Genomic DNA, 24,615 nt, shown 5'->3' on the forward strand with positions numbered 1-24,615 from the left:
GCCAGGAGGGCCGGATTTGACTGGTGATCCATATGACTGATATTTCGCTCTGTCTTTCCTCTCATCCGCCAAGGCCGGGCGAAAAAAGACGTCCGTGGTTCTCGTGAGTGCGGCGCATTCACCTTTTTACTTTGGATTAAGTCCATCTCGCGCGACGGGATCCCTTTAACAGGGAGGGGCTGGCGCGGCGGCGGAAGAAGCGCAAAGAAACAATCCCTATCGCGGGCCTTCTCGCGCCCCCGTTATCGGGCGGCGATCGGCTTCTGAAAAAACATAAAAAGCAAAACAATAAGCTTGGTGGGCCGCTTGGCTTGGAAAGGTGGTTGTAGAGCATGGTTGCGGTGTCGGCCAGAGTTCGAGGGCAAAGTCGCTCCCCCTGGGCCCTCATCTTTCGGATCCCTGTCTGACCGTTTCAGGCAAAGGTCTCGTAATATACCACGAAATCGGAAAACCGGAGCGTTTCTTCTCCGTAACAAGGACCAATCGACCAGATCAGAATTCACATACTTAAGAAGATAGCCACTCATTCCTTAAGGACGGGGGGTGAGACGGCCTTCGCCAGGAGAAAATGCTTATGAGGACCCTTAATAATATCGGTATCGGTGCTCGCATAGGGTATGGATTTTCCGTCAGCATTGTTCTTCTGATTCTCGTTGGTGTGATGGGTGGCTTTATTCTTGTTCGCCTGGGCGAAGTCGTTGATGTTTTTAGAAGTCAGACCTTTCAGTCTTCTGCCGTTGGACAAATTTCCACCAATTTGATGACCGCCCGCTTCAAGGGAAAAGCCTTTTTAAGCCATGGCGATCCCGCCCTTGCCGCCGATGTGCAAGAGCTTGGCCGCAAAAGCGCCGCTCTTCTGGGCGAGGCCAACAGCCATAACCTGACCGAGGCCGATCGCGGCCTTCTTGCCAGGATCGAAAGCGGGGTCACCGCCTATTTCGCCGCCTTCTCCAAGATCATCGGTCTGCAGCGCCAGCGCGAGGAGGCCTATGCCACCCTGGTCAGCCTGGGTCCCGATCTCGATCGGGCGATGGCCGGACTGCTTGATGGCGTTTATGGCGTCGGGTCGATCGAGGCGACGATGGAGGTTGCCAAGACGATCCGCGCCCTGCAGACCGCGCGCATCCACACCACCTTTTTCGTTCTCGACGGTGGGCTTGATCGCTTCGGCAAGGCCGAGGAATCCTTTCACGAGGTCCGCGACCGGCTGATCCGCCTGCGCCCGAGCCTCGGAGCGGGGGAGGAGGGGCAGACTATCGACGGTCTTCTTCAGCGGATCGCGGTCTATGGCCGGGCGCTAGAGCATCTTCGCGGCGCGGTGAACGCCCGCCAGGACTTGGTCAGCGGGACCATGGATGTGGTCGGCCCCCAGGTCTCGGCCCTGACCGGCGAGATGCAGAAGCGGGTGGGCGAGGAGCAGATGCGCCTGGGCGCCGTCGTCAAGGATGACATCGCCCGTGGTCTGGCGATGGGGGCCGGGGCGATCGTTCTGGCGATCCTTCTCGGCGGCGGCGCCGCCATCGTCATCGGCCGCAGCGTCGCCGGCCCCGCCCGGGCGCTGACCCTGGCGATGGGCCGTCTGGCCGACAAGGATATGGCGGTCGATATTCCGGCCGTCGACCAGACCGACGAGATCGGCCGCATGGCCAAGGCGGTTTTGGTGTTCAAGGAGAACATGATCCGCGCCGACGCCCTTGACGCCAAGCAAAAGGCCGAGGCGGAGCGCCGCGACGAAAGGGCCAAGAGGATCATGGAGATCAACGCCGCCTTCGATCGCGAGGTCGGCGGCGTGATCGGCGTGGTCTCGACGGCGACGGTGCAATTGCGCGCCACGTCGGAGAGCATGTCGGCGATCGCCGAGGAAACCAGCGCCCAGGCGGCGGCGGTTTCGGCGGCGGCCGAACAGGCCTCGGCCAATGTTCAGACGGTCAGCGCCGCGGCCGAGGAGCTTTCGGCCTCGATCGAGGAGATCTCGCGTCAGGTCAGCAATTCGACCGCCGTGGCCAGCGAAGCCGCCGACCATGCCGGCCAGACCCGCGAGGCCGTCCGCAATCTGGAGGATTCGGCCGCCCAGATCGGCGAGGTCGTCAAGATCATCACCAATATCGCCAATCAGACCAATCTGCTGGCCTTGAACGCCACGATCGAGGCGGCGCGGGCCGGCGAGGCGGGCAAGGGCTTCGCCGTGGTCGCCGGCGAGGTCAAGACCCTGGCCAGCCAGACGGCCAAGGCCACCGAGGAGATCGCCCAACGCATCGCCAAGGTGCAGGAGGAGACCGAGGCGGCGGTCACGGCGATCGAGGCGATCAGTGCGGCCATCGGCACGGTGCGCGAGGTCAGCACCTCGATCGCCAGCGCCGTCGAAGAGCAAAACGCCGCCACCGGTGAAATCGCCCGCAACGTTGTCGAGGCGGCGGCCGGCACCCGCGAAGTTTCAAGCACGGTGGTCGGCGTGCATCAGGCGGCCACCCAGTCCGGGGGCGCCGCCGTCGAGGTTCAGCAGGCGGCTCGCGACGTCGATACCCAGGCTACTTTGCTGCGCGAGTTGATCACCCGTTTCCTGGCAGAGGTGCGCGCCGCCTGAGGGCGGGGCGCGGCTTGCGCGAAACCGGTCGGCGCCGTCGCATTTGGCCGCTTGGCGTCGGCCCCAAGGCGTCCTTAATATAGGAGACCATCGCCCGAGAAGCGGGCGACACGACGCTCAGGAGGATTGGGCGGTGATCTGCAAGGGCGCCCGCAGGCTACTTGGGTGGGGAGGGGTGGCCGCGCTGCTTGGCCTTGGCTGCCTTCCCGCCCTGGCCGCGGCCGATCCGCCGGCGCCGACCCACCGGCTTGTCGTGTCATCGACCTATTGGCCTCCCTATGCCGGATCAGGATTGCCCGACGGGGGAACGGTCGTCGCTCCGATCGCCGCCGCCTTGCGCGAGATCGGGGTGATTCTGGAGGTCATCTATGTTCCCTGGCCGCGCGCGGTCAGCCTGTTTGCCGAAGGCGATGTCGATGGCTTCCTGCCGACCTATGATCGCCATGGTCAATCCTGTCAGCTGTCCGAGCCGGTTCTTGACACGGTGCTCGGGTTCGTCGAACGGGTCGACGCGCCGGTTCGCTGGGCGTCGTTGAGCGATCTCGCCGGTCTGCGGATCGGGTCGGTCTTGGGCTATTCGAATTCGCCCGAGTTCGACCGCCTGGTCGCCAGCGGGGTGCTGACCACCGAGGTGGTGACGAATGATCTTCGCAATGTTCTGAAGGTTGCCGCCGGACGGCTGGCCCTGGCCATCATCGATCGCGATGTGTTCGATCACCTGATGGCCCATGACCCTGAAGCGCGGGCGGTGGCCCATCAGGTGCGCTTCAGCCGGCGGGTTTTGGCGATCCGGCCGATTTTTCTTTGCCTGCGCGCCTCGGAGAGCATGGCCGAGGTCCTCGCCCGGATCAATCGCGCCTTGCGTTTTCAGACCTTGGGCGATCCGTGAACCCGGGTTGTCAGGGCGCGCTCAAAAGGTCTCGTCAAGACGACCGCCCCGATGGGACGTGTTGAGCGCGCCCGTGATCTTGGCGGGACCGGGCTCAGTTGGCGCCGAAGCGGATATGATCGGTCCAGGCCCGCTCCAGGCGGAGCAGGGCGCCATTGGCCATTGACAGCGACGAGTCATCAAGCCCCTGGTCGGGCAACAGGCCGGCCAGACGCGATTGCATGGCGCGCAGGGCCTCGCACAGGGCCAAGCCCTTGTCCGTCAAACGCAGGCGGGTGGCCCGGCGATCGTGGGCGCTGCGCTCCTGGGCGATATAGCCGGTTTCCGTGAGCTTCTTGATGTTATAGGACACGTTCGAGCCATGGTAATAGCCGCGATCCTTGAGATCGCGGATCACCACATCTTCGGTCCCGACGTTATGAAGAAGAAGGGCCTGGACGGCGTTGATATCTTCCACGTTCAGGCGCCGCAGCTCGGCGCGAATCACATCAAGAAAGTGGCGGTGCAATCTTTCGATCAATTGCACCATCTCCTGGTATTGGTCCGTCAAGATTACCCCTAACTTCGGCCGAAACGACGACGCCCGCATTCTTTCGTCAAAAGCCCGCGAAAGCAAGGGGGCAAGCCGGTTAAAGGTATCCTTAGAAACCGGTGAAGGGCTGCATCAGGCGCGGGATCATGCCCATGTAGCGCAAAGGGCCTTCTGTCACGACCAGACACAGGCAATCCTGGCCGTCGGTGATCGGTTGGTGGACCCTGTCGGCTTCGACCTCGGCGACATCCCCCCGGGCGAAGCGCTCCGAGCGATCCTGAAAGGCCCCCGCCAGCACCAGGGTGTATTCCTGCCCATGGTGACCGTGCCGGGGAAGGGCGGTCTTGGGGGCGATCTTTAACAAATGGGCATTGCCTCCGCCGGCGGTGCGCGGCAACAGGGCAATCTGCCGGATGCCCGGGGCGATCGCCCTCCACGGCAAGGTGGCGGCCGAAGGATCGGCAAGGTGACGGCGCAAGGGGGCGGGCAGCAGGGCCGCCTCGCCCATGGGCGGCGGCAGGCGGGAAGCCGTGGCGCGGGTCGGGGACGGGGCGGCCGGGGTGTCGAGGCGGGCGAGAACGGCGTCGAGGGCGCCCTCGGCCAAAGCCAAGGGGGCCATCTCCTCGAGAAGCGCCCCGCCCAGGGCCTCCAGATGGTCGACGGCACCCCGGCAATGCGGGCAGAGGGTCAGATGGGCGGCGACGATCAGGCTCGCCCCCTCGCCCAGGACTCCCGCCGCATAGGCGGCGAGCAGGCTTTCGCTCGGGTGGTGGGACAGGGTCATCGCACTTCGTCTCCAACAGATCCGCGCACCTTGGAAAAGGCCAAACGCAAACGGGATTTCACGGTTCCAAGGGGTAGGCCAAGACGATCGGCAACTTCGACGTGGGTCAGATCTTCGAAAAAAGCCAGCCTGACCACCTCGGCCTGATCGGCGGGCAGGGATCGCAAAGCCGTTCGCACCCGGGTCTCGCGCTGGTCCTTTTCGATGAGGATATCGGCCGCATCGGGACTTGAGGGTTCGAGCAAGGGATCCTCGGGGTCGATCTCGGGTCGTCTCTCCTTACGCAACATGTCGATGCGCAGATTACGCGCGATGGTGAAAATCCAGGTCGCGGCTCCCGCTTTCGTCGGATCGAAGCGCTCGGCCTTGCGCCAGACCATCAACAACGCCTCCTGGGCCACTTCCTCGGCGCTGGCGTCATTGGCACCCAGGCGCCGCAGATAGGATTTCAACCGCGGGGCGTAGTGGGTGAAAAGCGTGGCGAAGGCGGCGCGATCGCCCGAGCGGGCGATGGCGACGATCAGCGCGCCGTGATCGGCGCCGTCGGCGGCGGGAGAGGGGGGAGGGGCCGGGGAGGCCGGGGTCGCCGTCGAACCGGGCGCGGTCGGACTGGGCATCAGTGAAAGTCCCTTTCCGGTGCCAAGGGTCAGCAAGAGGCGGAGGGCGCCCCAAACCCAAAGGATGGGAGCGCACAGCGGGCTTTTCATCCGTCCCGTGTGCTCACCGGTCCAGCAAATTTCATACCTGACTGATCTCGCGCGTGGCGCGCTGCGTAAACAGGACCATATGGCTTGAGAGATAAAATCGAAAGGCTGGATTTCTTCGTCGTAGGGGAACGCGTTATGACCCAGGTATCCTCCGCCTCGTTTCGTCCCCCCTCCGGCCGGCTTGATATCGCCGTCGTCGGTACGGGCATTGCGGGCAGTGCCGCGGCTTGGCTGTTGTCAGGCCGACACGCCGTCACGATCTATGAAGCCGACCAGCGGCCGGGGGGGCATACCCATACGGTCGCGGTGCGCACGCGCGGTGGCGCCAGCATCGTCGTCGACACCGGCTTCATCGTTTATAACGAGCCGAACTATCCCAATCTGGTCGCGCTGTTTGATCATCTGGGGGTGAAGACGCGGCCCAGCGACATGTCGTTTTCGGTTTCGGCCGATGGCGGCGGGCTGGAGTATTCCGGGGCCGGTCTTGGGGGATTGCTGGCCCAGCCGGTCAATCTCGTGCGCCCGCGTTTCTGGGCGATGATGCGCGATCTCGTGCGCTTTTACCGCGGGGCGCCGGCGGTTCTGGAGGCGCCCGACGCCGACCACCTGACCCTTGGCGACCTGCTTAAGCGCGGCGGCTATTCCCAAGCCTTCATCGAGGATCATCTGCTGCCGATGGGCGGGGCGATCTGGTCGTCTTCGACCCGCGACATGGCCGATTATCCCGCCCGGGCCTTCATCAGCTTCTTTCAGAACCACGCCCTGCTCGACCTGGGGGCGCGGCCGCTGTGGCGGACGGTCGCCGGCGGCAGTCGGGAGTATCTTAACCGCCTGATCGATCGCACCAAGGGGTCGTTCCGCCTGGGGATCGGGGCGCGGCGGATCTTCCGCGACGCCCAGGGTGTGCGCATCGAGGCGACCGATGGCGGCATCACCCGCCACGATCACGTTCTTATCGCCACCCATGCCGATCAGGCGCTGGCGATGCTGGGCGATCCCTCGGCCGAGGAGGCCCGCCTGCTTGGCCCCTTCGCCTATCAAGCCAATGATGTCTGGCTGCACCAGGACGATACCTTGATGCCGCGCCGCCGCCGCGCCTGGGCGGCCTGGAACGCGCTGACCGACCGGCGCTCGCCCGACAGCCCGCCGACGGTGACCTATTGGATGAACCGGCTTCAGGGGCTTGATCCGGCCCATCCGGTGTTCATCACCCTCAATCCATCCCACGCCCCGGCCGCCGACAGCGTGCTTGGACGCTACGCCTATGACCATCCGCTGTTCACCCTGGCCACCATCGCCGCCCAAAAAGAGCTGTGGCGTCTGCAGGGCGTCCAAAGGACATGGTTCTGCGGCAGCTATTTCGGCGCCGGCTTCCACGAGGACGCGCTGCAATCGGGCTTGCTGGCGGCCGAACGCCTGGGCGGGGTGCGCCGGCCGTGGACGGTGGAGAAGGAAAACGCCCGCCTTGCCCCCTGGCCGGCGGCCGGCGCCGGCTCGACCGGCCGCGAGGTGGCGGCATGAGGGGGGGCACGCTCTATCACGGGACCGTCTTGCACAATCGGCTGCGGCCCCGGCGCCATCGCATGTCCTATAAGGTTTTTTCCCTGCTCGTCGATATCGACGCCCTTCCCGAGCTTGACCGCAAGCTGCGGCTGTTCGCCCACAACGGCTTCGCCCTGTTTGGCGTTCACGACCGCGACCATGGGGCGGCCGATGGCGGCGCGTTGCGCCCCTATATCGAAGGCGAACTGGCCCGGGCCGGCATCGACCTGGGCGGCGGGCGGATCGACCTTCTCTGCTACCCCAGGGTGCTTGGTTATGTGTTCAATCCATTAAGCGTTTACTACTGCCGTGATGGCGAGGGGGTATTGCGAGCGATCGTCTATGAGGTTCGCAACACCTTCGGCCAGCGCCATTCCTATTTGATCCCGGTGACCGGCGAGACCGGCGTCGTCCGTCAGGACTGCCCCAAGGAATTCTATGTCTCGCCGTTCATGGAGATGGCCTGCACCTATCACTTCCGTCTGGTCCCCCCCGAAGCCGAGATCGTTGCCGGATCGTCGCTGGCGGTGAGCATCGAAGAGGACGACGCCGAAGGCCCGCTGTTCTTCGCCAGTTTCGCAGGCGAGGCCGAGGCCTTAAGCGACGGTGCCCTGGTACGGGCCTTCCTGCGCTATCGGCTGATGACCCTCAAGGTCATGGGCGCCATCCATTGGGAAGCCCTCAAGCTGGTGATCAAGGGAATGCGTCTGCTGCCCCGGCCCCCGCCCCCGGCCGAGCCCGTCACCATTCTTCCCTCCCCCCCCATCCCCGCCCCGGACTCCCCTGCCGCGAGGTAAGACCATGCTGACCAAAAAGACCGCTTCGGCCCTGGTTCTGGCCATGAGCACCCTGCTTCCCGGACTCGGTCCGGCCCAACCCTGGAGCCGGGCGCTGGCCCGCCTTGCCGAAGGCCTGCGCCTGGGCCGTCTGACCGTGGTTTTTCCCGATGGCACCCAGCGCGTCATCAGCGGCCGCGACGGCGACGCCGGGGGGCGGGGCGTGTTGATCTTGCGCTCCGACGCCGCCGCCCGGGCGCTGTTCCTGGGCGGGGATACCGGCTTCGCCGAAGCCTATATGGATGGATTATGGGATAGCCCGGATCTGACCGCCCTGATCGGTCTGGCGGCGGTCAACCAGCGGGCTTTGGGGACCAATGATTTCGGCGGCCTTGGCCCGGTGCGCCTGCTTGATCGCCTGCGCCACCGCCTGCGCCGCAACTCCAAGCGCGGGGCCAAGCGCAACATCGCCTATCACTATGACCTGGGCAACGCCTTCTATCAGGGGTGGCTTGATCCCTCGATGACCTATTCTTCGGCCTTGTTCGAGGGCGAGAGCGAAAGCCTGGAGGCGGCGCAGACCCGGAAATATCAAAGGCTGGCCGCCCTGCTTTCCCTGGAGCCGGGGATGAGGGTGCTGGAGATCGGCTGCGGCTGGGGGGGCTTCGCCGAACTGGCGGCGCGCGATTACGGCGTCGAGGTTGTCGGCATCACCCTGTCCCAGGAACAATTGAGCTGGGGGCGCGAGCGCATCCGCCGCGCCGGCCTGGAGGGCAAGGTCGATCTGCGTTTGCAAGACTACCGCGATGTCACCGGCCAGTTCGACCGCGTGGTTTCGATTGAGATGTTCGAGGCGGTGGGGCAGGACCATTGGCCGATCTATTTCGAGAGCCTGCGCGCGCGGTTGAAGCCCGGCGGGCTGGCGGCCCTGCAGGTGATCACCATCGCCGCCGATCGCTTCGAGGATTACCGCTCGGGGGCGGATTTCATCCAGAAGCATATTTTCCCCGGCGGCATGCTGCCCTCGGTGCCGCGTCTTCTCGAGGCTATCGACAAGGCCGGGCTGGTGGGGGCGGAGGTTCAGCGCTTCGGCCTGTCCTATGCCCGCACCCTTGATCTGTGGCAGCGCGCCTTTCAGCACGCCTGGCCGCGATTGGCTGGCGAGACGGGCTTCAGCGACCGCTTCCGCCGGATGTGGGAGTATTATTTCGCCTATTGTCAGGCCGGATTCACCGAAGGGATCATCGACGTCGGCTTCTATACCGCCCAGCGGCCGGACGAGGATCCCCGCGCTCCCACCGACCGATGACCGGCCCCACCGGCCACGCGGCGTCGGGCCATTTGTCGGCGGGCCGCCTTCTGGCCTATGCCCTGCCGGCTTTGGCCCTGGCCATCCCGACCATCCCGGCCTTCGTGCTGCTGCCGGCCTTTTACGCCCAGGACCTGGGCTTGGGGCTGGCGGCGGTCGGCACGGCCATGGTCGTCGCCCGGCTGTTTGATGGTCTTTGCGATCCGCTGATCGGCCTGATGTCGGACCGCCACGCCTTGCCCTGGCCGGGGGGGAAGCGGCGGCGCAAACCCTATGTTCTGGCCGGAGCCCTGCTGGCCGGCCTGGGGCTGGTTCAACTGTTTTCGCCGCCGGCCGAGCCGGGGATCGGCTATCTGCTGGGCTGGAGCATGGTGCTGTCCTTGGGTTGGACGCTGGTTTCGGTGCCTTATACCGCCTGGGGCGCCGAATTGTCGGGCGATTACCACGAGCGGGCGCGCATCACCGGCTGGCGCGAGGGATTGGCCATGGTCGGCGTGCTGGTCGCCGGGGCGGTGCCGGCCCTGGCCCTGGCCGCCGGTCTGGACCGCGCCGGTGGGCTGGCCTGGGTCGCCTGGGCGGCCATTCTTCTCGGGGTGCCGGGCCTTGCCCTGTTGCTGCTGCGCGTGCCCGAGGCTCCGCCGCCATCAAGCGCTCCGCCGGCTTTGAGTTGGCGCGATCTGCGCGCCCTGGCGGCCAATGGTCCGTTTCTGCGGCTGGTCGTCGCTTGGTTCCTGAACGGCATGGCCACCGGTCTGCCCGCCGCCCTGTTTCCGCTGATCGTCGACCACCTGCTGCGCGGCTCCGAGGCGGCGCGCAACGGGCTGATCCTGGTTTATTTCCTGTCGGGCGTTGTTTTCATTCCGCTTTGGCTGGGATTGGCCCGGCGCATCGGCAAGCATCGGGCGTGGTGCGTGGCGATGATCGTGGCGATCGCCGCCTTTGTCTGGGTGCCGCTGCTCGGCCCCGGCGATGTCCTGGCCTTTGGCGTGATCTGTGCCCTGACCGGCATGGCGCTCGGCGCCGATCTGGCCCTGCCGCCGGCGATCCAGGCCGATGTCATCGATCTTGATCGCCTGCGTACCGGTCAGCGCCGGGAGGGGTTGTTCTTCGCCCTGTGGGCGATGGCCCAGAAACTGGCCCTGGCCCTGGCGGTGGGCATCGGCTTCTGGGGATTGGCCCTGGCCGGGTTCGAGACAAGCGCAACCACGCAATCCCCCCAGGCGTTAACGGCTTTGGTGGTGATCTATGCGCTGATCCCGATAGGGTTGAAGGTCTGCGCCATCCTGGTTGTCTGGGGCCATCCCCTGACGCTCGGCCGGCAAAAAGCGATCCGCCGCCTGCTTGATCGCGCCGCTCCCGCCGCTCCCCCTGGCTCTGAACCCCGCAAACCGGAGATCGGATGATGAAACGAACGGGTCTTTTGGGTGCCTTGGCGCTGATGATCCCGCTGATGAGCGGATGCTCGCCGATGGAACCGCAGGATTTCGCCCAATCGGCGCAAAAACTGTCGCTGGATGAGTATTTCCTGGGGGAAACCCGCGCCTGGGGCCTGTTTGAGGATCGCTTCGGCAAGATCCGCCGCCAATTCGTCGTCGATATCACCGGCAGTCGCCAGGGCGACGCCCTGATCCTTGACGAACGCTTCCAGTATTCGGACGGCGAGAAAAGCCATCGGGTGTGGACGATCACCCCCAACGGTCCGGCGATGTTCAAGGGCACGGCCGGCGATGTCGTTGGCGAAGCGGTCGGCGAGCTGGCGGGCAACGCCCTGCGCTGGCGCTATCGGCTGGATCTGCCGGTGGGCGAGTCCGTGTGGACCGTATCCTTCGACGATTGGATGCTTCTTCAGCCGGGCGGGGTGATGCTGAACCGGGCGACGGTGACGCGCTTCGGCTTCGAGATCGGCACGGTGTCGATCGCCTTCATCCGCAAGGATCTGCTCAACGAAAAGGGCGCCGCACCGGTTGATTACGGCCTGCCGGACCCTATTCCCCCGAAGCCCGCCGGCGGATGAAGCCGATCAGCGACCCGATCACCGGTAGGCGGGCATAGAAACTTTGCGAGGCGTCCCAGTGATCGATATGGGCGTTTACCCGGCCATCGGCGGCGAAGTGAAGGTCGCTCATCCCCTCGACCTGCCAGTCGCCGATCACCGGAACCTTGGCCGAGAACCGCCAGAGGACGAAGACGCGCTCGGGCGCCGCCCAGCCCCAATGCACGATGGTGGTGCGCGGCGTGCCGATGGTCGCGAACATATGCTCTAGAACCTTGCGATAGGCGTCGCGGTCATGAACGTCGTTGAAGGGGTCCTTGAAGCGGACATCGCTGGTGGTGACCGTGTCAAGCTGGCCCAGGGTCAGCGGCGTCATCGAGGAATAAAAGGCCAAATAAGCGTTGGCCCCGGCTTCCAGGGCGGCGGCCCGCTGCAAGGCGGTGTCTTGGCTCATCGCTTGGGGCTCCCGGTTATCTTGGCGATCAAAGGGAAGTAAAGGGCATAGGGCAGCAGGCGGGCCAGCTTCAGCCCATAGGTGAAGCGTTTGGGGAAGGTGATCTCGAAGGCCTTGCTTCGCAAGCCATCGGCGATGCGCGCCGCCGCCTCGTCGGCCTCGATCAGAAAGGGCATGGGAAAGGGGTTGCGGTCGGTCAGCGGCGTGCGCACGAATCCCGGATTGATCACCTGCAGGAGGATGCCGGCCTGGGCCGCCTCGATCTTCAGGGATTCCATCATATTGGTCAGCGCCGCCTTGGTTGGCCCATAGGCAGCCGCCGTCGGCAGGCCGCGATAGCCGGCCACCGAGCTGACAACGGCGATGCGCCCGCTCTTGCGCCGTCGCATCGGTGGCAGCACCGCTTCAAGACAGGAGGCGGTGCCCAGAAGATTGACCTCGATCACCGCGCGCAGGGTTTGGGTCGAGAAATCCGCCACCCCCATCGACTGGTCGGTGCCGGCGTTGAGCACGGCCTGGGTGATCGGCCCCAGGCCGCCTTCGATGGCCTCGACCCCGGCGGCCACCGCCTCGGGCTGGGTGGTATCAAGGGCGAAGGGGTGGATCGATCCACCTTTTGAGCGGTCGGCCTCGGCGACCAGGGTATCGAGATCGCCGAGGGTGCGGGCGCTGGCGGCCACCGTGGCGCCCTCGGCGGCCAGATGCAGGGCGAGCGCGCGGCCGATGCCCTTCCCCGCCCCGGTGATCCAGGTGACCGGACGCGGCGCTTCGCTCATGGCCGCGCCCCGGCGGGGGCGGTCCTATCGCCAGATGCCCCGGGGGCGGGACGCGCCGCCATGGCCTCGCCGCTGCCGCAGCTTTCGCAGATATAGTCAACGCGCGAGCCATCGCGGCCGGGAAAGGCCAGTTTGACCCACCGTCCCTGATCGTCGTACCAGACCTCGGCCTCAAGCTGGCCGGCGTAGCGGTAATGATCGGCCTCGCGCGGGCCGGTTCCCGTTTCCACCCGCTCGCGGCCGATCCTGGTGATGGTCACGTCGTTTATCTCGCCGGTGATGGTGTTGATCACCCGGTCGCTGCCGATCACCGCCGGATTCCAATGGTCGGTGGGGAAGGTATCGGCCGCCACCGTGGCCGGGCCGCCGCTTCCCGAAACCCCCAACTGACCGCTGGCCAGTTTATCGACGGTGACCGAGGTATCGGTGCCGTTGTCATCGGTGCGGGCGCGCAGCGACTGGATCTGTCCGCGCGCCCAGGTGGTGGTACTGGAATAAGAGAAGCGATAGATCGGGATGAAGGCGAGGGTGATCTCTATGTCGGCATGGGCGCGGGCGATCACCGTCTTGCCGTCGTGGGAGAAGCTGACTCGATGGGTTCCCACCCGCTCGCCCTTGCGCATGATGCGAAAGCGCAGATCTGCTCCGTAGAGCGCCAGGGGATCGACTTTCGCATTCTGCTGCGGATTTTGCGAGGTGCCAAAAGGCGTTGCCGTTTGCATCGCGGATTGGGCCCGGGCCGGGCCGCTCGCCGGCGCGATCAGGAGCAAGGCGGCGGCAAGGGCCGGGACGGCGGCTTTGCGGGGGAACGGCATGGGATTTGCTCCTCGGGCATCGGACGATGGGTGATCGTCTCCTTTCAACGGATGAAAGGCGCAAAAGGATCACCCGAGGGTCGCAAAGAGGAAAAACAGTCGCGGTCTTCCGGTGAACGGCGAGACCCCGGTTCGTCAATGTCGTGTTGTGACAAGGATCAGGACTATGCCCGAGGGCGGAAACACTGTGTGGCGTGCCCCCCGCCTGTACGGGTTGGATGATCTAAATGCCGTGAGGGGAACGGCGCCCCCCATCCCCCCTCGGGTGGAAAGCCGCCTGAGCTTGGTGGGCGATGACTCCCTCCGCGCCGCCGCGTCCCCGGCTATCCCCGGCCATGCGGCCGTTCCCGCCAAGGCCCTTGTCGACGCGCGCTCGCCGCGTCTCGCCAGCCAGGGGGGCTTCGCCGTCGCCGCTGCGCTGGAAGAGGGGCCGACTTGGCGGCTTCTGCCGCCACCCAGCACCCGCATGCCACCACCGCTGAAGCCGCGAACGCTGTCCCCGGCCGTCGCCACCATGATCCCGCTGCGGCCGGCGCCCCGGCCGCAGTCGGCGTTCCGGTCGCGCCCCGAGGCGGTTGCCGACGCCGAAAGGGCGGCCGCTCCGCCGCCCGTGGCCGTCGCTCCCCAGGCCGCGCTCGCCGCGCCGCCGCCCGTCGTCCTCCCGCCCGAGCCGGGCGCTCTTTGCCTTCACCGCTCTCCGCTATCGGATTTGGCCGAGGGCGATGTGCCCTTCGAGGCCCCATGCGGGGAGCGTTTGCCGCCCTTGCGCCTGCCGATGATGCGCCTCGTCGCCGGCCTGGGACTGGGCGCGGTGATCGCGGCGGCGGTGTGGATCATTGGGGCCGGGATGGTCGCGGCCGGGATCTAGGGACGGACCGACCCGAGCGATGTTCTAGAATAAATCCCGAGCGCTCTGAACCAGATCGCGACGACGATTTATTTGACTATCAAGATCTTAGAACAGCCCTTGCGAGCGGAACGACACATGGCCGCCGCGCGCCACCACAATATGGTCGTGCAGGCCGACGCCGACGGCGCGCAGGGCGTCGCGCACCTGCAAGGTCATGTCCTGATCGGCGGCCGAGGGGGCGGGGTCGCCTGATGGGTGGTTGTGGACCATTATAATCGCCGCGGCGTGCAGTTCCAGGGCGCGGCGCGCCACCTCGCGTGGATAGACTGGGGTATGGTTGATGGTGCCGGTCTGCTGAAGCTCGTCGGCGATCAGGCGGTTGCGGTTATCCAAAAACAGCACGCGGAACTGCTCGATCGGCCGGTGGTCCATGGTGGCGTGGCAGTAATCGAGCACCCGGTCCCAGGCGCCGAGCACCGGCTGGTTCATCACCTCGCCCTTGAGCAGGCGGTGGGCCGAGGCCTCGGCGGTTTTGAGCGCCGCCACCGCCGCGTCGCCCACGCCGTCAACCCGGCGCAAAGCCTCGGGCGAGGCCGAAATCACCCGGGCGAAGGATCCGAAGGTCGCCAGCAGCGCCTTGGCCAGCGGCTTCACATCGCCGCGCGGATTGGCCTGGAACAGCAGTAATTCAAGCAATTCGTAATCGGGCAGGCCATCGGGATTGGCCAGGAAGCGGTCGCGCAGGCGGGCGCGGTGCCCGGAATAATGGGGGAGGGGCGCCTTTTCGGGCGCCACAACCGCCTTGTTGGGCGGCGTCTCCCCCGAGGCCGGGGTCATGGCGCCTCGGTATAGGGCGGGCAGTGCCAGCCTTTGGGCGACAGGGTGAAAATCTCGCAGCCATCGGCGGTCACGCCGATCGAATGCTCGAACTGGGCCGAAAGCGACTTGTCGCGGGTGACCGCCGTCCAGCCATCCGACAGGATCTTGGTATCGGCGCGGCCGGTGTTGATCATCGGTTCGATGGTGAAGATCATGCCTTCGCGCAGGGTCATCCCCTGACCCTTGCGGCCGAAATGCATGACATTGGGCGGCTGGTGGAAGACCTGACCCAGGCCATGGCCACAGAAATCGCGGACCACCGAGAACTTCAGCCCCTCGGCATAGCTTTGGATCGCATAGCCGATATCGCCCAGGGTAGCGCCGGGCTTGACCACGGCGATGCCGCGCATCAGGCATTCATAGGTAGCTTCGACCAAGCGCTTGGCCTTCACCTTGGGCTCGCCGACGTAATACATCCGGCTGGAATCGCCATACCAGCCGTCCAGGATCGGCGTGACGTCGATATTCATGATATCGCCGTCGTGCAGGATCTTGTCTTCGCTGGGAATGCCGTGACAGACCACATGGTTGATCGAGGTGCAGATCGACTTGGGGTAGCCGCGGTAGTTCAGCGTGGCGCTGATCGCGCCATTATCGGCCATGAACTCGGCGCAAAGGCGGTCGAGATCCTCGGTCGTCGCGCCGGGCACGATATAGGGGGTGATGAAGTCGAGGGTTTCGGCGGCGAGACGTCCGGCACGGCGCATACCCTCGAATCCCTCCAGCCCGTGAATCGTCACCTGCTGGGCTCGTTGGGCAGTCTGGTTCATGGGAAAACGGTCCAATCGTTTCTGAAAAAGGGGTAAGGAGATATATGGGGTGCCGAAACCGAACCCGCCCCTTTTGTTTTAGGCGCGGCGGGGCTTCGCTACAAGTCCCCCGGATCAGTCGGTCCCGCTTGGCTTGGTGGCGCGCCGGGCGGCGATCGTCGCGGCTTTCTCGGCTAGGCGTTGGGTGAAGGACGACCAGCGGACGACGGCCCGGCCGATGGTGCCCTCGCCGATCAGATCGACCTCGTCGCGGGCGACCACATGCCAGCTTACCTTGCGGCCGTCGATGGCGATGATCTTGGCCTCGACCACGACCCGCGCCCCCGGCGGCGTGGGCGCCAGATGGGACACATTGATGGCGATGCCCAGGCTGCCTTCGCCGTCTTCCAGGGCGGGGGCGAGCGAGCGCACGCAGCACCATTCCATCAGCCCGATCATATAGCCGGTGGCGAACACCTCGGGGATCGCCTGGAACTCGGCGGATTCGGGATAAAGAAAGGGCACGGTCTTTTCGCGCGGCACCTCGAAGCTCAGGGTTTCGCCCATGCCGACCTTCAAAACATCCCGCATGTTTCGTCCTCCGTCGCGGCGGACTCCGTTAAGGGGCGATCAGCGGCAGGGCGCGGTTGACCCAGATGCCGCGCAAGGGGTCGACCTCGCAGCCCAGGCAATAGACCTCGACGCCCTTGGCGATGGCGGTCTTCAGGCCGGCGGCATAGGCGGGATCGATGTCGGCGGCCATGGCGACGGCGCCGCCATCGGTGCGCTGGACCAGATAGACCATGGCGGCGCGGTGGCCCTGGTCGACCATATCGGCCAGTTCGAGAAGGTGCTTGGCGCCGCGCGTCGTCACCGCGTCGGGAAAATCGATGGGGCCATCCCAGGCCGGATCGCGCTTGAGGGTGACGTTCTTGACCTCGACATAGCAGCGCGGGCGGGCGGGGGCGTCGTCGGCGGCGGCATCATCCTCGAGCAGGATGTCGATGCGCGAGGTCTTGCCGTATTTGACCTCGCGGCGCAGGCGGGCATAGCCGGCAAGCGGCGGGATCTTGCCCTCGGCGATGGCCTCGGCGACCACGGCATTGGGCGTGCCGGTGTTGACGCCGGAATAGGCGTCGCCAACGCGGATGATCTCCCAGGTGTATTTCAGCTTGCGGTCGGGATTGGGGCTTTCGGAAAGCCAGACCGGCGATCCCGGCTCCTTGACCGAGGCCATCGATCCCGAATTGGCGCAATGGGCGGTCACGGCGGTGCCATCGTCCAAGATCACATCGGCCAGGAACCGCATGTAGCGCTTGACCAGCCGGCCTTCGACCAGCGGCGTGGGAAACAGCATGGCGGCGTCCTTACACCAAAGGGTTAAACAAGGGGGGCGCCCGGATTGGCCAAGGCCTGTCCCAGGCCAACCATGCCCGAGCCGCGCTTGGCCGGCTGGGGCTGATCGGGCGAGGGGGCCCAGGCGGTCAGGGTGATGATCTGGAAGGTGGCGGGCACCCGCCCCTGGTCGTCGCCATGGCGTTCGCGGTAGAGGGCGAGCGCCGAAAGCAGGGTCTCGCGGCGGGTGAAGCCCTTGCGCCGCTCGATCACCGCGTTGGTCTCGCCCATGCCGCGCAGGTCGCGCAACAGCGCCAGCGGATCGCCGTAATGGACGGTCAGGGTATCGACATCGACGGTGGGCAGGGCGAAGCCGGCGCGGGTCAGCAGGTTGCCGGCGTCGCGGACATCGGCCAGCGGGCTGGTGCGCGGCGACAAGCCGCCTTCCAGGGCGATTTCCGTCTGCGCCAGACAGCCGCGCAATTCGCCCAAGGTCTCGCCGCCCAACAGGCAGCCCAGGAACAGGCCATCGGGTTTGAGGGCCCGGCGGATCTGGATCAGGGCGCCGGGCAGGTCGTTCACCCAATGCAGCGACAGGTTCGACAGCACCAGATCCAGGCTTTGCGGGCGGATCGGCAGAAGTTCCTCGTCGGCGGCGAAGGCTAGGGTGACCTTGTCGCCGGAGGCGCGGGCGGCCTTATCGCCGGCGGCGCGGGCGGCGAAGGCCGGCGACAGATCGCAGGCGAGCAGGGTGTCGACCCCGCCGCGCTTCCCCAAGGCCCGGCCGACCTCGCCGCCATGGCAGCCGAGGTCAAGGGCCAAAGGGAAACGCCGGGTGATATCGTCCAGCCGCTCGGTCAGCCGCTCGGCGGCTTCGGCCAGCAGGAAATCGAACCCGTCAAGGGTGGGGGCGGCGCGGTCGCGGTGGCGGCGAACCGCGCGGCGATCGAAGACGGTCATGCTCTCGGACATGGAGCCTGATATAGTCGGTTCGCCCGTCGGTCTCCAGGGGGAAGCCGCGGATAAAGCGGAGGGGGCGATGGGGGCGTCGTGGCGGGAGATGGGCCGGGGGCTGTTCGATCTTTTGTTGCCGCCGCGCTGCCTGGGCTGCGGCACCCAGGTCGCCGACCCCGATGCCTTGTGTCCGGCCTGTTTTTCCGGCCTCGCCCATATCACCGAACCCTTCTGCGCCTGCTGTGGCCTGCCTTTCGAACTGGGGGGCGAGGGGGAGGGCGAGCGGCTGTGCGGGGCTTGTTTGGGAACCCCCCCGCTGTTTTCCCGGGCAAGGGCGGTCTGGCGCTATGATGACGCCTCGGCCCGGCTGATCCTCGGCTTCAAGCATGCCGATCGCTTGGACTCGGTGCCGGGATTCGCCCGCTGGATGGCGCGGGCCGGCCGCGCCCTGCTGGCCGGGGATCCCGTGCTGGTGCCCGTTCCGCTCCATCGCTGGCGGCTGTTTTCGCGGCGCTATAATCAGGCCGCCGTTCTCGCCCAGGCCATCGCCGACGCCGGCGATCTGGATTATCGTCCGCTGGCCCTGGTGCGCCGGCGGGCGACGCCAAGCCAGGGCGGCCTGGGGCGCGGGGCGCGGGCGCGCAATGTCCAGGGCGCCTTCGTCGTCGTCCGCCCCGACGAGATCGCCGGGCGGCGGGTGGTGCTGATCGACGACGTGCTGACCACCGGGGCGACGGCCAATGCCTGCGCCCGGGCTCTGCTGGCCGCCGGCGCCACCGGCGTTGACGTGCTGACCCTGGCGCGGGTGAGCCTGGAGGAGACCTGAGGGGGTGGCGGCCTGGAAGCGTCAAGCCGGCCGCCGTATATAGAAACGACTGTTTTCGGTTTTCGTTCTTTTGCCTGGAGAGTATCGATGGTTGCCGTTGAGATTTTCACCACCCCGAGCTGTCCCTATTGTCGGCGCGCCAAGGCGCTGCTGGGCGACAAGGGGGTGGCCTATCGCGAGATCGATGTGTCGGGCGATCCCCGGTTGCGCGAGGAGATGACCCGGCGGGCCGGCGGGCGCAGCACCGTTCCGCAGATCTTCATCGACGGCCGGGCCTTGGGCGGCTGCGATGACATCCACGCCCTTGACCGCCTGGGCAAGCTTGATGGTCTTCTGTCGGGAAGCGCGCCATGACCCAGCCCCCCCGTTCCTTCACCGCCGCTTGCATTCAGGTCAATGCCGGGCGCGAGGTCTATCCCAATGTGGAGGCGGCGAGCGCCCTGGTGCGCGAGGCGCGCGAGCGTGGGGCGGACATGGTGTTCATGCCCGAAAACGTGGCGATGATGGAATGGGGGCGGCGTAATATCCAGGCCAAGGCGATGCCCGAGGAGGATCACGTCGCCTTGACCGCCTTCCGCGATCTCGCCCGCGATCTGCATATCTGGCTGCATTGCGGCACGCTGGCCGTCGCCGTCGGCGATGGCATGGTGGCCAACCGCACCTATGTGGTCGATAGCGATGGGGCGATCCGCGGCCGCTACGACAAGATCCACATGTTCGACGTTAATCTGGCCGATGGCGAAAGCTATAAGGAAAGCTCGACCTTTCAGGCGGGATCGCGGGCGGTGGCCCTGGATATCCCCTTTGGCCGGCTCGGGTTGTCGATCTGTTACGATCTGCGCTTTCCCCATCTGTTTCGCGCCCTGGCCAAGGCCGGCTGTCATTATCTGACCATCCCGGCGGCCTTCACCCGCACCACCGGCGAGGCCCATTGGCATGTGCTGCAGCGGACGCGGGCGATCGAGACCGGCTGTTACGTGATTTCCCCGGCCCAGACCGGCACCCATGCCGAAGGCCGCCAAACCTATGGCCATGCCCTGATCATCGATCCCTGGGGACGGGTTCTGGCCGATGCCGGCGAGGCCCCGGGCATCATCCTGGCCAAGATCGATCCCGAAAAGGTGGTCGAGGCGCGGGCGATGGTTCCGTCGCTCTCCCACGACCGGGTCTTCGCCCTCGATACGCTTTAGGGCCCGCCTTGCCTTCGTCCACCGGCTGGGGTAGAGGGGGGGCTTGTTCGGAACGGTAAAAATGATCCGCTATACCCTGATCTGTGACAACGACCACGAGTTCGACGGCTGGTTTCGCGATAGCGCGACCTGTGGGACGCAGCTTGCCGCCGGCGATGTGCGTTGCCCGGTTTGCGGCTCGTCGACGGTCGGCAAGGCGCTGATGGCGCCCAATGTGGTGTCGTCGCGGGTGCGCGACGCCGGGCGGCTGGCGCCCCCGGCGGCCGGGGGCGCCGCTCCGGCCGCCCCTTCGCCGCCGCCGGCGGTGCCGGCCGTCGTCGCCCCCGCCGCCGCCGCGCCGATCGATGCCGCTCGGGCGGCCAAGATGGCCGAGACCCTGGCCGCCTTGCGCAAGAGGGTCGAGGAAACCTGCGAGAACGTTGGCGCCAATTTCGCCGAAGAGGCCCGGCGCATTCATTATGGCGAAGGGGTCGAGCGGCCGATCTATGGCGAGGCCAGCCTGGAAGAGGCCCGCGATCTTGACGAGGAGGGCATCGCCGTCGCCCTTCTGCCCTGGAGCCGCCGCGCCGGCCATTGAGCGGGCGGCGCCACGGCGTTTTAGGCCGTTGGCGTGGCTGGCGGATGGGGGTTCTGGCGGATGAACAGCGGGAAGGTCAGGGTCCACAGCATGCCCTCGGCGGCGGGGGTCAGGGTCGCCGTGCCACGCAGGGAGCGCGGCACCAGATAGGTGACCATGATATGGCCAAAGCCGGTGCGCTCGCTGGGCACGACCGGCGGCCCGTCGATTTCGCGCCAGATCAGCACAAGATCGACGCCGAGCGGGCTTGGCCGCGTCTCCCAAGTAATTTCCACCCGCCCGCCATCGTTGGACAGGGCGCCGTATTTGGCGGCATTGGTCGATAGCTCGTGCAAAGCCAGCCCAATTTGCTGGGTGGCCTCGGGCGAGAGCAGGATATCGGGGCCGCGCAGGGTCAGCCGTTCCTTGCTGACCGCCAGGAAATGGCCCAGATGGGCGCGGGCCAGATCGGGGATGGCGGCGCCGCGCCAGTCGGTGGATACCAGGATATCATGGGATTCGCCCAGGGCCTGAAGGCGGGCGCCGAAGCGTTCGGTAAAGGTCTTGACGTCGGGGACGTTCGCGGCGCTTTGGCGGGCGATGCCCTGGACCACCGCCAGAAGGTTCTTCGAGCGATGGGTCAATTCGCGCATCAGCACGCGCAACTGCTGTTCACCGGCCTTCTGCGAGGTGATGTCGACGGCGACCGAGGCCAGACCGCTGATGACGCCCGCGTCATCGCGCAGGGGTTCGCTTTGAATGTCGTACCAGACGCCCTCGTCCAGGCCGCGGCTGATGGCGAGGATCAGCCGATCCTTGACTCCGGTCCGCAGGACCTCGCGCTGGAAGGGTTCGATGACGGCGGCGGCCTCGGGCGGCAGGGCCTGGCGCGGGGTGCGGCCGATATAATCGGAGGCGACCAGCGGCGGCCGCAGATTATGGATCCAGGTATAGCGCAGATCCAGATCCTGCTGAAAGATGGTGACCGCCGAGCCGCGCAGGGTGACCTCGAAGTTCTCCATGATCTTGACGGCGGCGCGGGTGCGTTCTTCGACCCGGCGTTCCAGATCGGCGCGGGCGACGATCAAGTCCTCGACCATGCCCTGGCGCAGGGCGGCCTCCTGCCCAAGACGCCGGTTGGCCTCGCGGAGCTCGGCCGGGCTGGGGATGGCCAGCAGGCGTGGGATCAGGGCGAAGAGGACAAAGGCGGTGACCAGCGAGACCACGGCGGTGGCCGCCTTGATCAGGCCCTGGGTCAGATAGGCCGGGATCCACAGGGTAACGACCGAACTGATGTGGCTCAGGCCGCAGGCGACGATGAAAACGGCGAACAGCAGGGCCAGGGCGAGATGAAGCGGTTCGAGGCCCGGGCGGCGCCGCACGAAGATGACGATCGCCAGCGGAATGGCGAAATAGGCCAGGGCGATCAGCGCATCCGATACCGCATGCAGGGCTAGAAGCGGGGTGTCCCACAGCAGGCACTGGCCATGGGGAAGAAGGGCGGTTTCGCCAACCAGCGAATCAATCAGGCTGAACATGGTCAGTGGTGTCCCCGCGCAAAAGGGAAGGGGCAGCAGCGGGCCGACGGCCCATTGTCATGTTCGGCGTTTCTTCTGAACGCGTTCAGAAAAGATCCCTCCGTCAGGGTGCCCCATCCTCGTCGTCACACCCATAGATATGGGCGGCGATTCGATCGGGGCCAGGATGGGGAGGGGGTATGGCGGCTCCAGGGCGCAATTAGGGCAAGGCGGGCCCCCTTTCGCCGAAAAGGGGCGGGGGGCCCGGAAGGATCGCTCAGGCGGCGGCCCGGGTGGCGAACAGCATGTAATTGACGCTGACGTCGGTGGTCTGGCTCCAGGTACCGCTGAAGGGATCGAAGGTCATGCCGGCGATGGCGTCGACGGACAGCCCGGCCTCGCGCAGGCCCGCCGTCAGTTCGCTGGGCTTCATGAACTTGCGCCAGTCGTGGGTGCCGCGCGGCAGCCAGCGCAGCACGTATTCCGCGCCGACCTTGGCCAGGGCCAGGGATTTCAGCGTGCGATTGAGCGTGGCCGCCCCCACCGCTCCGCCCGGCCGGCACAGCTGGCCCACCGAGTCGAGGAACAACCGCACGTCGGCGACATGTTCGACGACTTCCATGGTGAGGACGGCGTCGAAGGTTTTGCCCTCGGCCACCAGATCCTCGGGCATGGCGCAGCGGTAGGTGAGGGGCAGTCCGGCGCGCTCGGCATGAACCGAGGCGGTGCCGATATTGCGCTCGGCGGCATCGATGCCGGTCACGGCGAAGCCGAGCCGGGCGAAGGGCTCGCACAGCAGCCCGCCACCGCAGCCGATATCAAGCAGGCTCAGCCCTTCGAAGGGGCGGGGCGCCTCGATATCGCGGCCGAAATGGGCGGCGAAATGGTCACGCAGAAAGGCGATTCGGACCGGATTGAACTTGTGCAGCGGCTTAAAGTCGCCTTCCGGATCCCACCATGCGTCGGCCATGGCACTGAACTTGGCAAGTTCCGCGGCCGACGCGGTACCGGAGGTGGTGGCGGACATCGGGGTCTCCCTCTTTCATAAGCCGCGCGGGACCTCTGGACTTGCGGCCCCGCTTTTCGTATCCATACGCGCTCTCCGGCGCTTCGCCACCGGGCGGCCCTCTGGCCGTCCTGGCGCTCGCCGGGGTGCTCGCTCTGATTTAACTACGCTGATTTACTACACGGCGCGAGGCTGTCCGGCAATCTGGATGCCACGCGGACCCGCTCCCTGACCCGCCCCACCTCCGCCCTTCCCCCCGCCATTGACGGGCCCCGCGGTGTCGGACGCGTGGCGCCGGGGGCGAGGCGCGGTCCGCGGCAGTTTCCGCGCGCTCGACTGGACCTGATACGAGGAAGGCAGCACGCCATGGCGCGCATCGTGATGAAATTCGGCGGAACCTCCGTCGGCGACGTGGATCGTATCCGCAACGTCGCCCGGCGGGTCAAGGCCGAGGTTGACGCCGGCAATGAGGTGGCGGTGGTGGTCTCGGCCATGTCGGGAGAGACCAATCGTCTGGTCGGCTTCTGCGATTCCATGACCAACATGTACGACGCGCGGGAATATGATGCCGTGGTCGCCACCGGGGAACAGGTGACCATCGGGCTTCTGGCCATCGCCTTGCAAGATATCGGCGTCGAGGCGCGGTCGTGGATGGGCTGGCAGATCCCGATCCATACGGACGAGGCCCACGGCAAGGCCCGCATCCTGTCGATCGACACCACCGTGCTCGAACAGCGTCTGGCCAGCGGTCAGGTGGCGGTGGTCGCCGGTTTCCAGGGGCTGGGACCGAATAATCGCGTGACCACCCTGGGCCGTGGCGGCTCCGATACCTCGGCCGTCGCCCTGGCCGCGGCGCTGAAGGCCGATCGTTGCGATATCTACACCGATGTCGACGGCGTCTATACGACCGATCCGCGGATTGTGCCCAAGGCGCGGAAGCTTGACAGAATTACCTATGAGGAGATGCTGGAGCAGGCATCCTTGGGGGCCAAGGTCCTTCAGACCCGGTCGGTGGAAATGGCCATGAAGCACCGGGTTCGGGTCCGTGTGCTGTCAAGCTTCAGCGATGCGCCCGGAACCCTGGTATGCGACGAGGATGAGATCGTGGAAAAGGAATTGGTAAGCGGCATTGCTTATAGTCGCGATGAGGCCAAGATCACTCTGGTCAAGGTTTCCGACCGGCCGGGCGTGGCGGCGCGGATCTTCGGGCCCTTGGCCGACGCCAATATCAATGTCGATATGATCGTGCAGAACGTGTCCGAGGACGGTCATTCGACCGATCTCACCTTTACCTTGCCGCGCAGCGATCTCGCCCGCGCCCTCAAGGTTCTGGAAGGGGCGCGCGACGATATCAACTATCGCGAACTGACGACCAGCAGCGCCGTGGTCAAGGTTTCGGTCATCGGCGTCGGCATGCGCAGCCATGCCGGGGTCGCCCAGACGATGTTCCGGGCCCTTTCCGAAAAAGGCATCAATATCCATGTGATCTCCACCTCGGAGATCAAGGTGTCGGTGCTGATCGCCGAGGAATACATGGAACTCGCGGTACGCGCGCTGCACTCCGCCTATGGGCTGGATGCGGCCTGAGGCGG

Annotated in this window: 26 protein-coding genes; 13 read left to right on the plus strand and 13 right to left on the minus strand. The window is 66.1% G+C overall.

Annotated elements, in window-relative coordinates; translation table 11 throughout:
• Nucleotides 1–760: 760 nt before the first annotated feature.
• Both RRU_RS03745 and RRU_RS03750 read left to right on the plus strand, forming a co-directional pair.
• Nucleotides 761–2,584: a methyl-accepting chemotaxis protein gene (locus RRU_RS03745; protein WP_014626003.1), complete on the plus strand. Its 1,824-nt coding sequence runs from the start codon at nt 761–763 to the stop codon at nt 2,582–2,584.
• Between the two features lie 133 nt (nt 2,585–2,717).
• A complete protein-coding gene (locus tag RRU_RS03750; protein ID WP_011388477.1) occupies nt 2,718–3,473 on the plus strand; it encodes a substrate-binding periplasmic protein in 756 nt (251 codons plus the stop codon).
• Nucleotides 3,474–3,567: 94 nt separating this feature from the next.
• On the opposite strand, the gene RRU_RS03755 is transcribed toward RRU_RS03750, so the two are convergent.
• The 3 genes from RRU_RS03755 to RRU_RS03765 all read right to left on the minus strand — a co-directional run bounded on the left by RRU_RS03755 (nt 3,568) and on the right by RRU_RS03765 (nt 5,406).
• Nucleotides 3,568–4,002: a helix-turn-helix domain-containing protein gene (locus RRU_RS03755; protein WP_014626005.1), complete on the minus strand. Its 435-nt coding sequence runs from the start codon at nt 4,000–4,002 to the stop codon at nt 3,568–3,570.
• A 112-nt stretch (nt 4,003–4,114) separates the two neighbouring features.
• The gene (locus RRU_RS03760; protein WP_011388479.1) at nt 4,115–4,789 is read right to left on the minus strand and encodes a ChrR family anti-sigma-E factor; all 675 of its coding nucleotides are present in this window, start codon (nt 4,787–4,789) and stop codon (nt 4,115–4,117) included.
• Complete coding sequence (locus RRU_RS03765) at nt 4,786–5,406, minus strand: sigma-70 family RNA polymerase sigma factor (RefSeq protein WP_011388480.1); 621 nt, start codon at nt 5,404–5,406, stop codon at nt 4,786–4,788. The genes RRU_RS03760 and RRU_RS03765 overlap by 4 nt, the downstream gene beginning before the upstream one ends.
• Nucleotides 5,407–5,631: 225 nt before the next feature.
• Between RRU_RS03765 and RRU_RS03770 the strand changes: the two genes are divergently transcribed.
• Genes RRU_RS03770 through RRU_RS03790 form a run of 5 tightly spaced genes read left to right on the plus strand, consistent with a single transcriptional unit; the run spans nt 5,632 to nt 11,137 of the window.
• Entirely contained in the window at nt 5,632–7,017 is a 1,386-nt protein-coding gene (locus RRU_RS03770; RefSeq protein ID WP_011388481.1) for an NAD(P)/FAD-dependent oxidoreductase, read from the plus strand.
• A complete protein-coding gene (locus tag RRU_RS03775; protein WP_011388482.1) occupies nt 7,014–7,835 on the plus strand; it encodes a DUF1365 domain-containing protein in 822 nt (273 codons plus the stop codon). The genes RRU_RS03770 and RRU_RS03775 overlap by 4 nt, the downstream gene beginning before the upstream one ends.
• Before the next feature lie 4 nt (nt 7,836–7,839).
• The gene (locus RRU_RS03780; protein WP_011388483.1) at nt 7,840–9,123 is read left to right on the plus strand and encodes an SAM-dependent methyltransferase; all 1,284 of its coding nucleotides are present in this window, start codon (nt 7,840–7,842) and stop codon (nt 9,121–9,123) included.
• Nucleotides 9,120–10,526, plus strand: coding sequence for an MFS transporter (locus tag RRU_RS03785; RefSeq protein ID WP_011388484.1), 1,407 nt, complete (start codon nt 9,120–9,122; stop codon nt 10,524–10,526). Before RRU_RS03780 ends, RRU_RS03785 begins: the two co-directional genes overlap by 4 nt.
• Nucleotides 10,523–11,137, plus strand: coding sequence for a DUF3833 domain-containing protein (locus RRU_RS03790; RefSeq protein ID WP_011388485.1), 615 nt, complete (start codon nt 10,523–10,525; stop codon nt 11,135–11,137). Before RRU_RS03785 ends, RRU_RS03790 begins: the two co-directional genes overlap by 4 nt.
• Here RRU_RS03790 and RRU_RS03795 read toward each other — a convergent pair.
• Genes RRU_RS03795 through RRU_RS03805 form a run of 3 tightly spaced genes read right to left on the minus strand, consistent with a single transcriptional unit; the run spans nt 11,109 to nt 13,161 of the window.
• Nucleotides 11,109–11,570: a nuclear transport factor 2 family protein gene (locus RRU_RS03795; RefSeq protein WP_011388486.1), complete on the minus strand. Its 462-nt coding sequence runs from the start codon at nt 11,568–11,570 to the stop codon at nt 11,109–11,111. The two genes, RRU_RS03790 and RRU_RS03795, sit on opposite strands and share 29 nt — an antisense overlap.
• Nucleotides 11,567–12,346: an SDR family NAD(P)-dependent oxidoreductase gene (locus RRU_RS03800; protein WP_011388487.1), complete on the minus strand. Its 780-nt coding sequence runs from the start codon at nt 12,344–12,346 to the stop codon at nt 11,567–11,569. Before RRU_RS03800 ends, RRU_RS03795 begins: the two co-directional genes overlap by 4 nt.
• The gene (locus tag RRU_RS03805; RefSeq protein ID WP_011388488.1) at nt 12,343–13,161 is read right to left on the minus strand and encodes a DUF6134 family protein; all 819 of its coding nucleotides are present in this window, start codon (nt 13,159–13,161) and stop codon (nt 12,343–12,345) included. Before RRU_RS03805 ends, RRU_RS03800 begins: the two co-directional genes overlap by 4 nt.
• A gap of 286 nt (nt 13,162–13,447) precedes the next feature.
• Here RRU_RS03805 and RRU_RS03810 point away from each other — a divergent pair, with 286 nt between their 5' ends.
• Nucleotides 13,448–14,029 carry a hypothetical protein gene (locus tag RRU_RS03810; RefSeq protein ID WP_162470602.1) on the plus strand — a complete coding sequence of 194 codons (582 nt, stop codon included), beginning with the start codon at nt 13,448–13,450 and terminating at the stop codon, nt 14,027–14,029.
• An 87-nt stretch (nt 14,030–14,116) separates the two neighbouring features.
• Here the strand turns inward: RRU_RS03810 and radC are convergent, their stop codons facing one another.
• The 5 genes from radC to RRU_RS03835 form a co-directional block, all read right to left on the minus strand.
• On the minus strand, nt 14,117–14,848 hold the full coding sequence (radC, locus tag RRU_RS03815; RefSeq protein ID WP_011388490.1) for a RadC family protein: 732 nt from the start codon (nt 14,846–14,848) through the stop codon (nt 14,117–14,119).
• Entirely contained in the window at nt 14,845–15,660 is an 816-nt protein-coding gene (gene map / locus RRU_RS03820) for a type I methionyl aminopeptidase (RefSeq protein WP_011388491.1), read from the minus strand. The genes radC and map overlap by 4 nt, the downstream gene beginning before the upstream one ends.
• 114 nt (nt 15,661–15,774) lie before the next feature.
• Nucleotides 15,775–16,230 (minus strand): thioesterase family protein, encoded by a 456-nt coding sequence (locus RRU_RS03825; RefSeq protein ID WP_011388492.1) that lies wholly within the window; start codon nt 16,228–16,230, stop codon nt 15,775–15,777.
• A gap of 28 nt (nt 16,231–16,258) precedes the next feature.
• Nucleotides 16,259–16,996 (minus strand): DNA/RNA nuclease SfsA, encoded by a 738-nt coding sequence (sfsA, locus tag RRU_RS03830; protein ID WP_011388493.1) that lies wholly within the window; start codon nt 16,994–16,996, stop codon nt 16,259–16,261.
• 23 nt (nt 16,997–17,019) lie between these two features.
• Nucleotides 17,020–17,934, minus strand: a complete 915-nt coding sequence (locus RRU_RS03835) for a methyltransferase domain-containing protein (RefSeq protein WP_014626010.1) — start codon at nt 17,932–17,934, stop codon at nt 17,020–17,022.
• Nucleotides 17,935–18,013: 79 nt separating this feature from the next.
• On the opposite strand from RRU_RS03835, the gene RRU_RS03840 reads away from it, so the two are divergent.
• From RRU_RS03840 to RRU_RS03855, 4 genes are all read left to right on the plus strand, one after another.
• Entirely contained in the window at nt 18,014–18,754 is a 741-nt protein-coding gene (locus RRU_RS03840) for a ComF family protein (RefSeq protein WP_011388495.1), read from the plus strand.
• Between the two features lie 87 nt (nt 18,755–18,841).
• Nucleotides 18,842–19,108 carry a glutaredoxin 3 gene (gene grxC / locus RRU_RS03845; RefSeq protein WP_011388496.1) on the plus strand — a complete coding sequence of 89 codons (267 nt, stop codon included), beginning with the start codon at nt 18,842–18,844 and terminating at the stop codon, nt 19,106–19,108.
• Nucleotides 19,105–19,944, plus strand: a complete 840-nt coding sequence (locus RRU_RS03850) for a carbon-nitrogen hydrolase family protein (RefSeq protein WP_011388497.1) — start codon at nt 19,105–19,107, stop codon at nt 19,942–19,944. The genes grxC and RRU_RS03850 overlap by 4 nt, the downstream gene beginning before the upstream one ends.
• 61 nt (nt 19,945–20,005) lie before the next feature.
• On the plus strand, nt 20,006–20,521 hold the full coding sequence (locus RRU_RS03855) for a DUF1178 family protein (RefSeq protein WP_014626011.1): 516 nt from the start codon (nt 20,006–20,008) through the stop codon (nt 20,519–20,521).
• A 20-nt stretch (nt 20,522–20,541) separates the two neighbouring features.
• On the opposite strand, the gene RRU_RS03860 is transcribed toward RRU_RS03855, so the two are convergent.
• Nucleotides 20,542–22,038 (minus strand): sensor histidine kinase, encoded by a 1,497-nt coding sequence (locus RRU_RS03860; protein WP_011388499.1) that lies wholly within the window; start codon nt 22,036–22,038, stop codon nt 20,542–20,544.
• A 256-nt stretch (nt 22,039–22,294) separates the two neighbouring features.
• Nucleotides 22,295–23,044, minus strand: a complete 750-nt coding sequence (gene ubiG, locus RRU_RS03865) for a bifunctional 2-polyprenyl-6-hydroxyphenol methylase/3-demethylubiquinol 3-O-methyltransferase UbiG (protein WP_011388500.1) — start codon at nt 23,042–23,044, stop codon at nt 22,295–22,297.
• 345 nt (nt 23,045–23,389) lie between these two features.
• On the opposite strand from ubiG, the gene RRU_RS03870 reads away from it, so the two are divergent.
• On the plus strand, nt 23,390–24,610 hold the full coding sequence (locus RRU_RS03870; protein WP_011388501.1) for an aspartate kinase: 1,221 nt from the start codon (nt 23,390–23,392) through the stop codon (nt 24,608–24,610).
• The last annotated feature ends 5 nt before the right edge of the window (nt 24,611–24,615 follow it).

Origin of the sequence: Rhodospirillum rubrum ATCC 11170, from assembly GCF_000013085.1 — a bacterium.
GTDB classification, from domain to species: Bacteria; Pseudomonadota; Alphaproteobacteria; order Rhodospirillales; family Rhodospirillaceae; genus Rhodospirillum; species Rhodospirillum rubrum.

Coding starts and splice junctions, on each gene's coding strand:
- RRU_RS03795 (WP_011388486.1), bottom strand. CDS start 11,570: ATGAGCCAAGACACCGCCTTGCAGCGGGCCGCCGCCCTGGAAGCCGGG.
- RRU_RS03790 (WP_011388485.1), top strand. CDS start 10,523: ATGATGAAACGAACGGGTCTTTTGGGTGCCTTGGCGCTGATGATCCCG.
- radC (WP_011388490.1), bottom strand. CDS start 14,848: ATGACCCCGGCCTCGGGGGAGACGCCGCCCAACAAGGCGGTTGTGGCG.
- grxC (WP_011388496.1), top strand. CDS start 18,842: ATGGTTGCCGTTGAGATTTTCACCACCCCGAGCTGTCCCTATTGTCGG.
- RRU_RS03835 (WP_014626010.1), bottom strand. CDS start 17,934: ATGACCGTCTTCGATCGCCGCGCGGTTCGCCGCCACCGCGACCGCGCC.
- map (WP_011388491.1), bottom strand. CDS start 15,660: ATGAACCAGACTGCCCAACGAGCCCAGCAGGTGACGATTCACGGGCTG.
- RRU_RS03770 (WP_011388481.1), top strand. CDS start 5,632: ATGACCCAGGTATCCTCCGCCTCGTTTCGTCCCCCCTCCGGCCGGCTT.
- RRU_RS03870 (WP_011388501.1), top strand. CDS start 23,390: ATGGCGCGCATCGTGATGAAATTCGGCGGAACCTCCGTCGGCGACGTG.
- RRU_RS03850 (WP_011388497.1), top strand. CDS start 19,105: ATGACCCAGCCCCCCCGTTCCTTCACCGCCGCTTGCATTCAGGTCAAT.
- RRU_RS03855 (WP_014626011.1), top strand. CDS start 20,006: ATGATCCGCTATACCCTGATCTGTGACAACGACCACGAGTTCGACGGC.
- RRU_RS03860 (WP_011388499.1), bottom strand. CDS start 22,038: ATGTTCAGCCTGATTGATTCGCTGGTTGGCGAAACCGCCCTTCTTCCC.
- RRU_RS03775 (WP_011388482.1), top strand. CDS start 7,014: ATGAGGGGGGGCACGCTCTATCACGGGACCGTCTTGCACAATCGGCTG.
- RRU_RS03755 (WP_014626005.1), bottom strand. CDS start 4,002: ATGGTGCAATTGATCGAAAGATTGCACCGCCACTTTCTTGATGTGATT.
- RRU_RS03800 (WP_011388487.1), bottom strand. CDS start 12,346: ATGAGCGAAGCGCCGCGTCCGGTCACCTGGATCACCGGGGCGGGGAAG.
- RRU_RS03765 (WP_011388480.1), bottom strand. CDS start 5,406: ATGCCCAGTCCGACCGCGCCCGGTTCGACGGCGACCCCGGCCTCCCCG.
- RRU_RS03840 (WP_011388495.1), top strand. CDS start 18,014: ATGGGGGCGTCGTGGCGGGAGATGGGCCGGGGGCTGTTCGATCTTTTG.
- RRU_RS03825 (WP_011388492.1), bottom strand. CDS start 16,230: ATGCGGGATGTTTTGAAGGTCGGCATGGGCGAAACCCTGAGCTTCGAG.
- RRU_RS03745 (WP_014626003.1), top strand. CDS start 761: ATGACCGCCCGCTTCAAGGGAAAAGCCTTTTTAAGCCATGGCGATCCC.
- RRU_RS03760 (WP_011388479.1), bottom strand. CDS start 4,789: ATGACCCTGTCCCACCACCCGAGCGAAAGCCTGCTCGCCGCCTATGCG.
- ubiG (WP_011388500.1), bottom strand. CDS start 23,044: ATGTCCGCCACCACCTCCGGTACCGCGTCGGCCGCGGAACTTGCCAAG.
- RRU_RS03805 (WP_011388488.1), bottom strand. CDS start 13,161: ATGCCGTTCCCCCGCAAAGCCGCCGTCCCGGCCCTTGCCGCCGCCTTG.
- RRU_RS03785 (WP_011388484.1), top strand. CDS start 9,120: ATGACCGGCCCCACCGGCCACGCGGCGTCGGGCCATTTGTCGGCGGGC.
- RRU_RS03780 (WP_011388483.1), top strand. CDS start 7,840: ATGCTGACCAAAAAGACCGCTTCGGCCCTGGTTCTGGCCATGAGCACC.
- sfsA (WP_011388493.1), bottom strand. CDS start 16,996: ATGCTGTTTCCCACGCCGCTGGTCGAAGGCCGGCTGGTCAAGCGCTAC.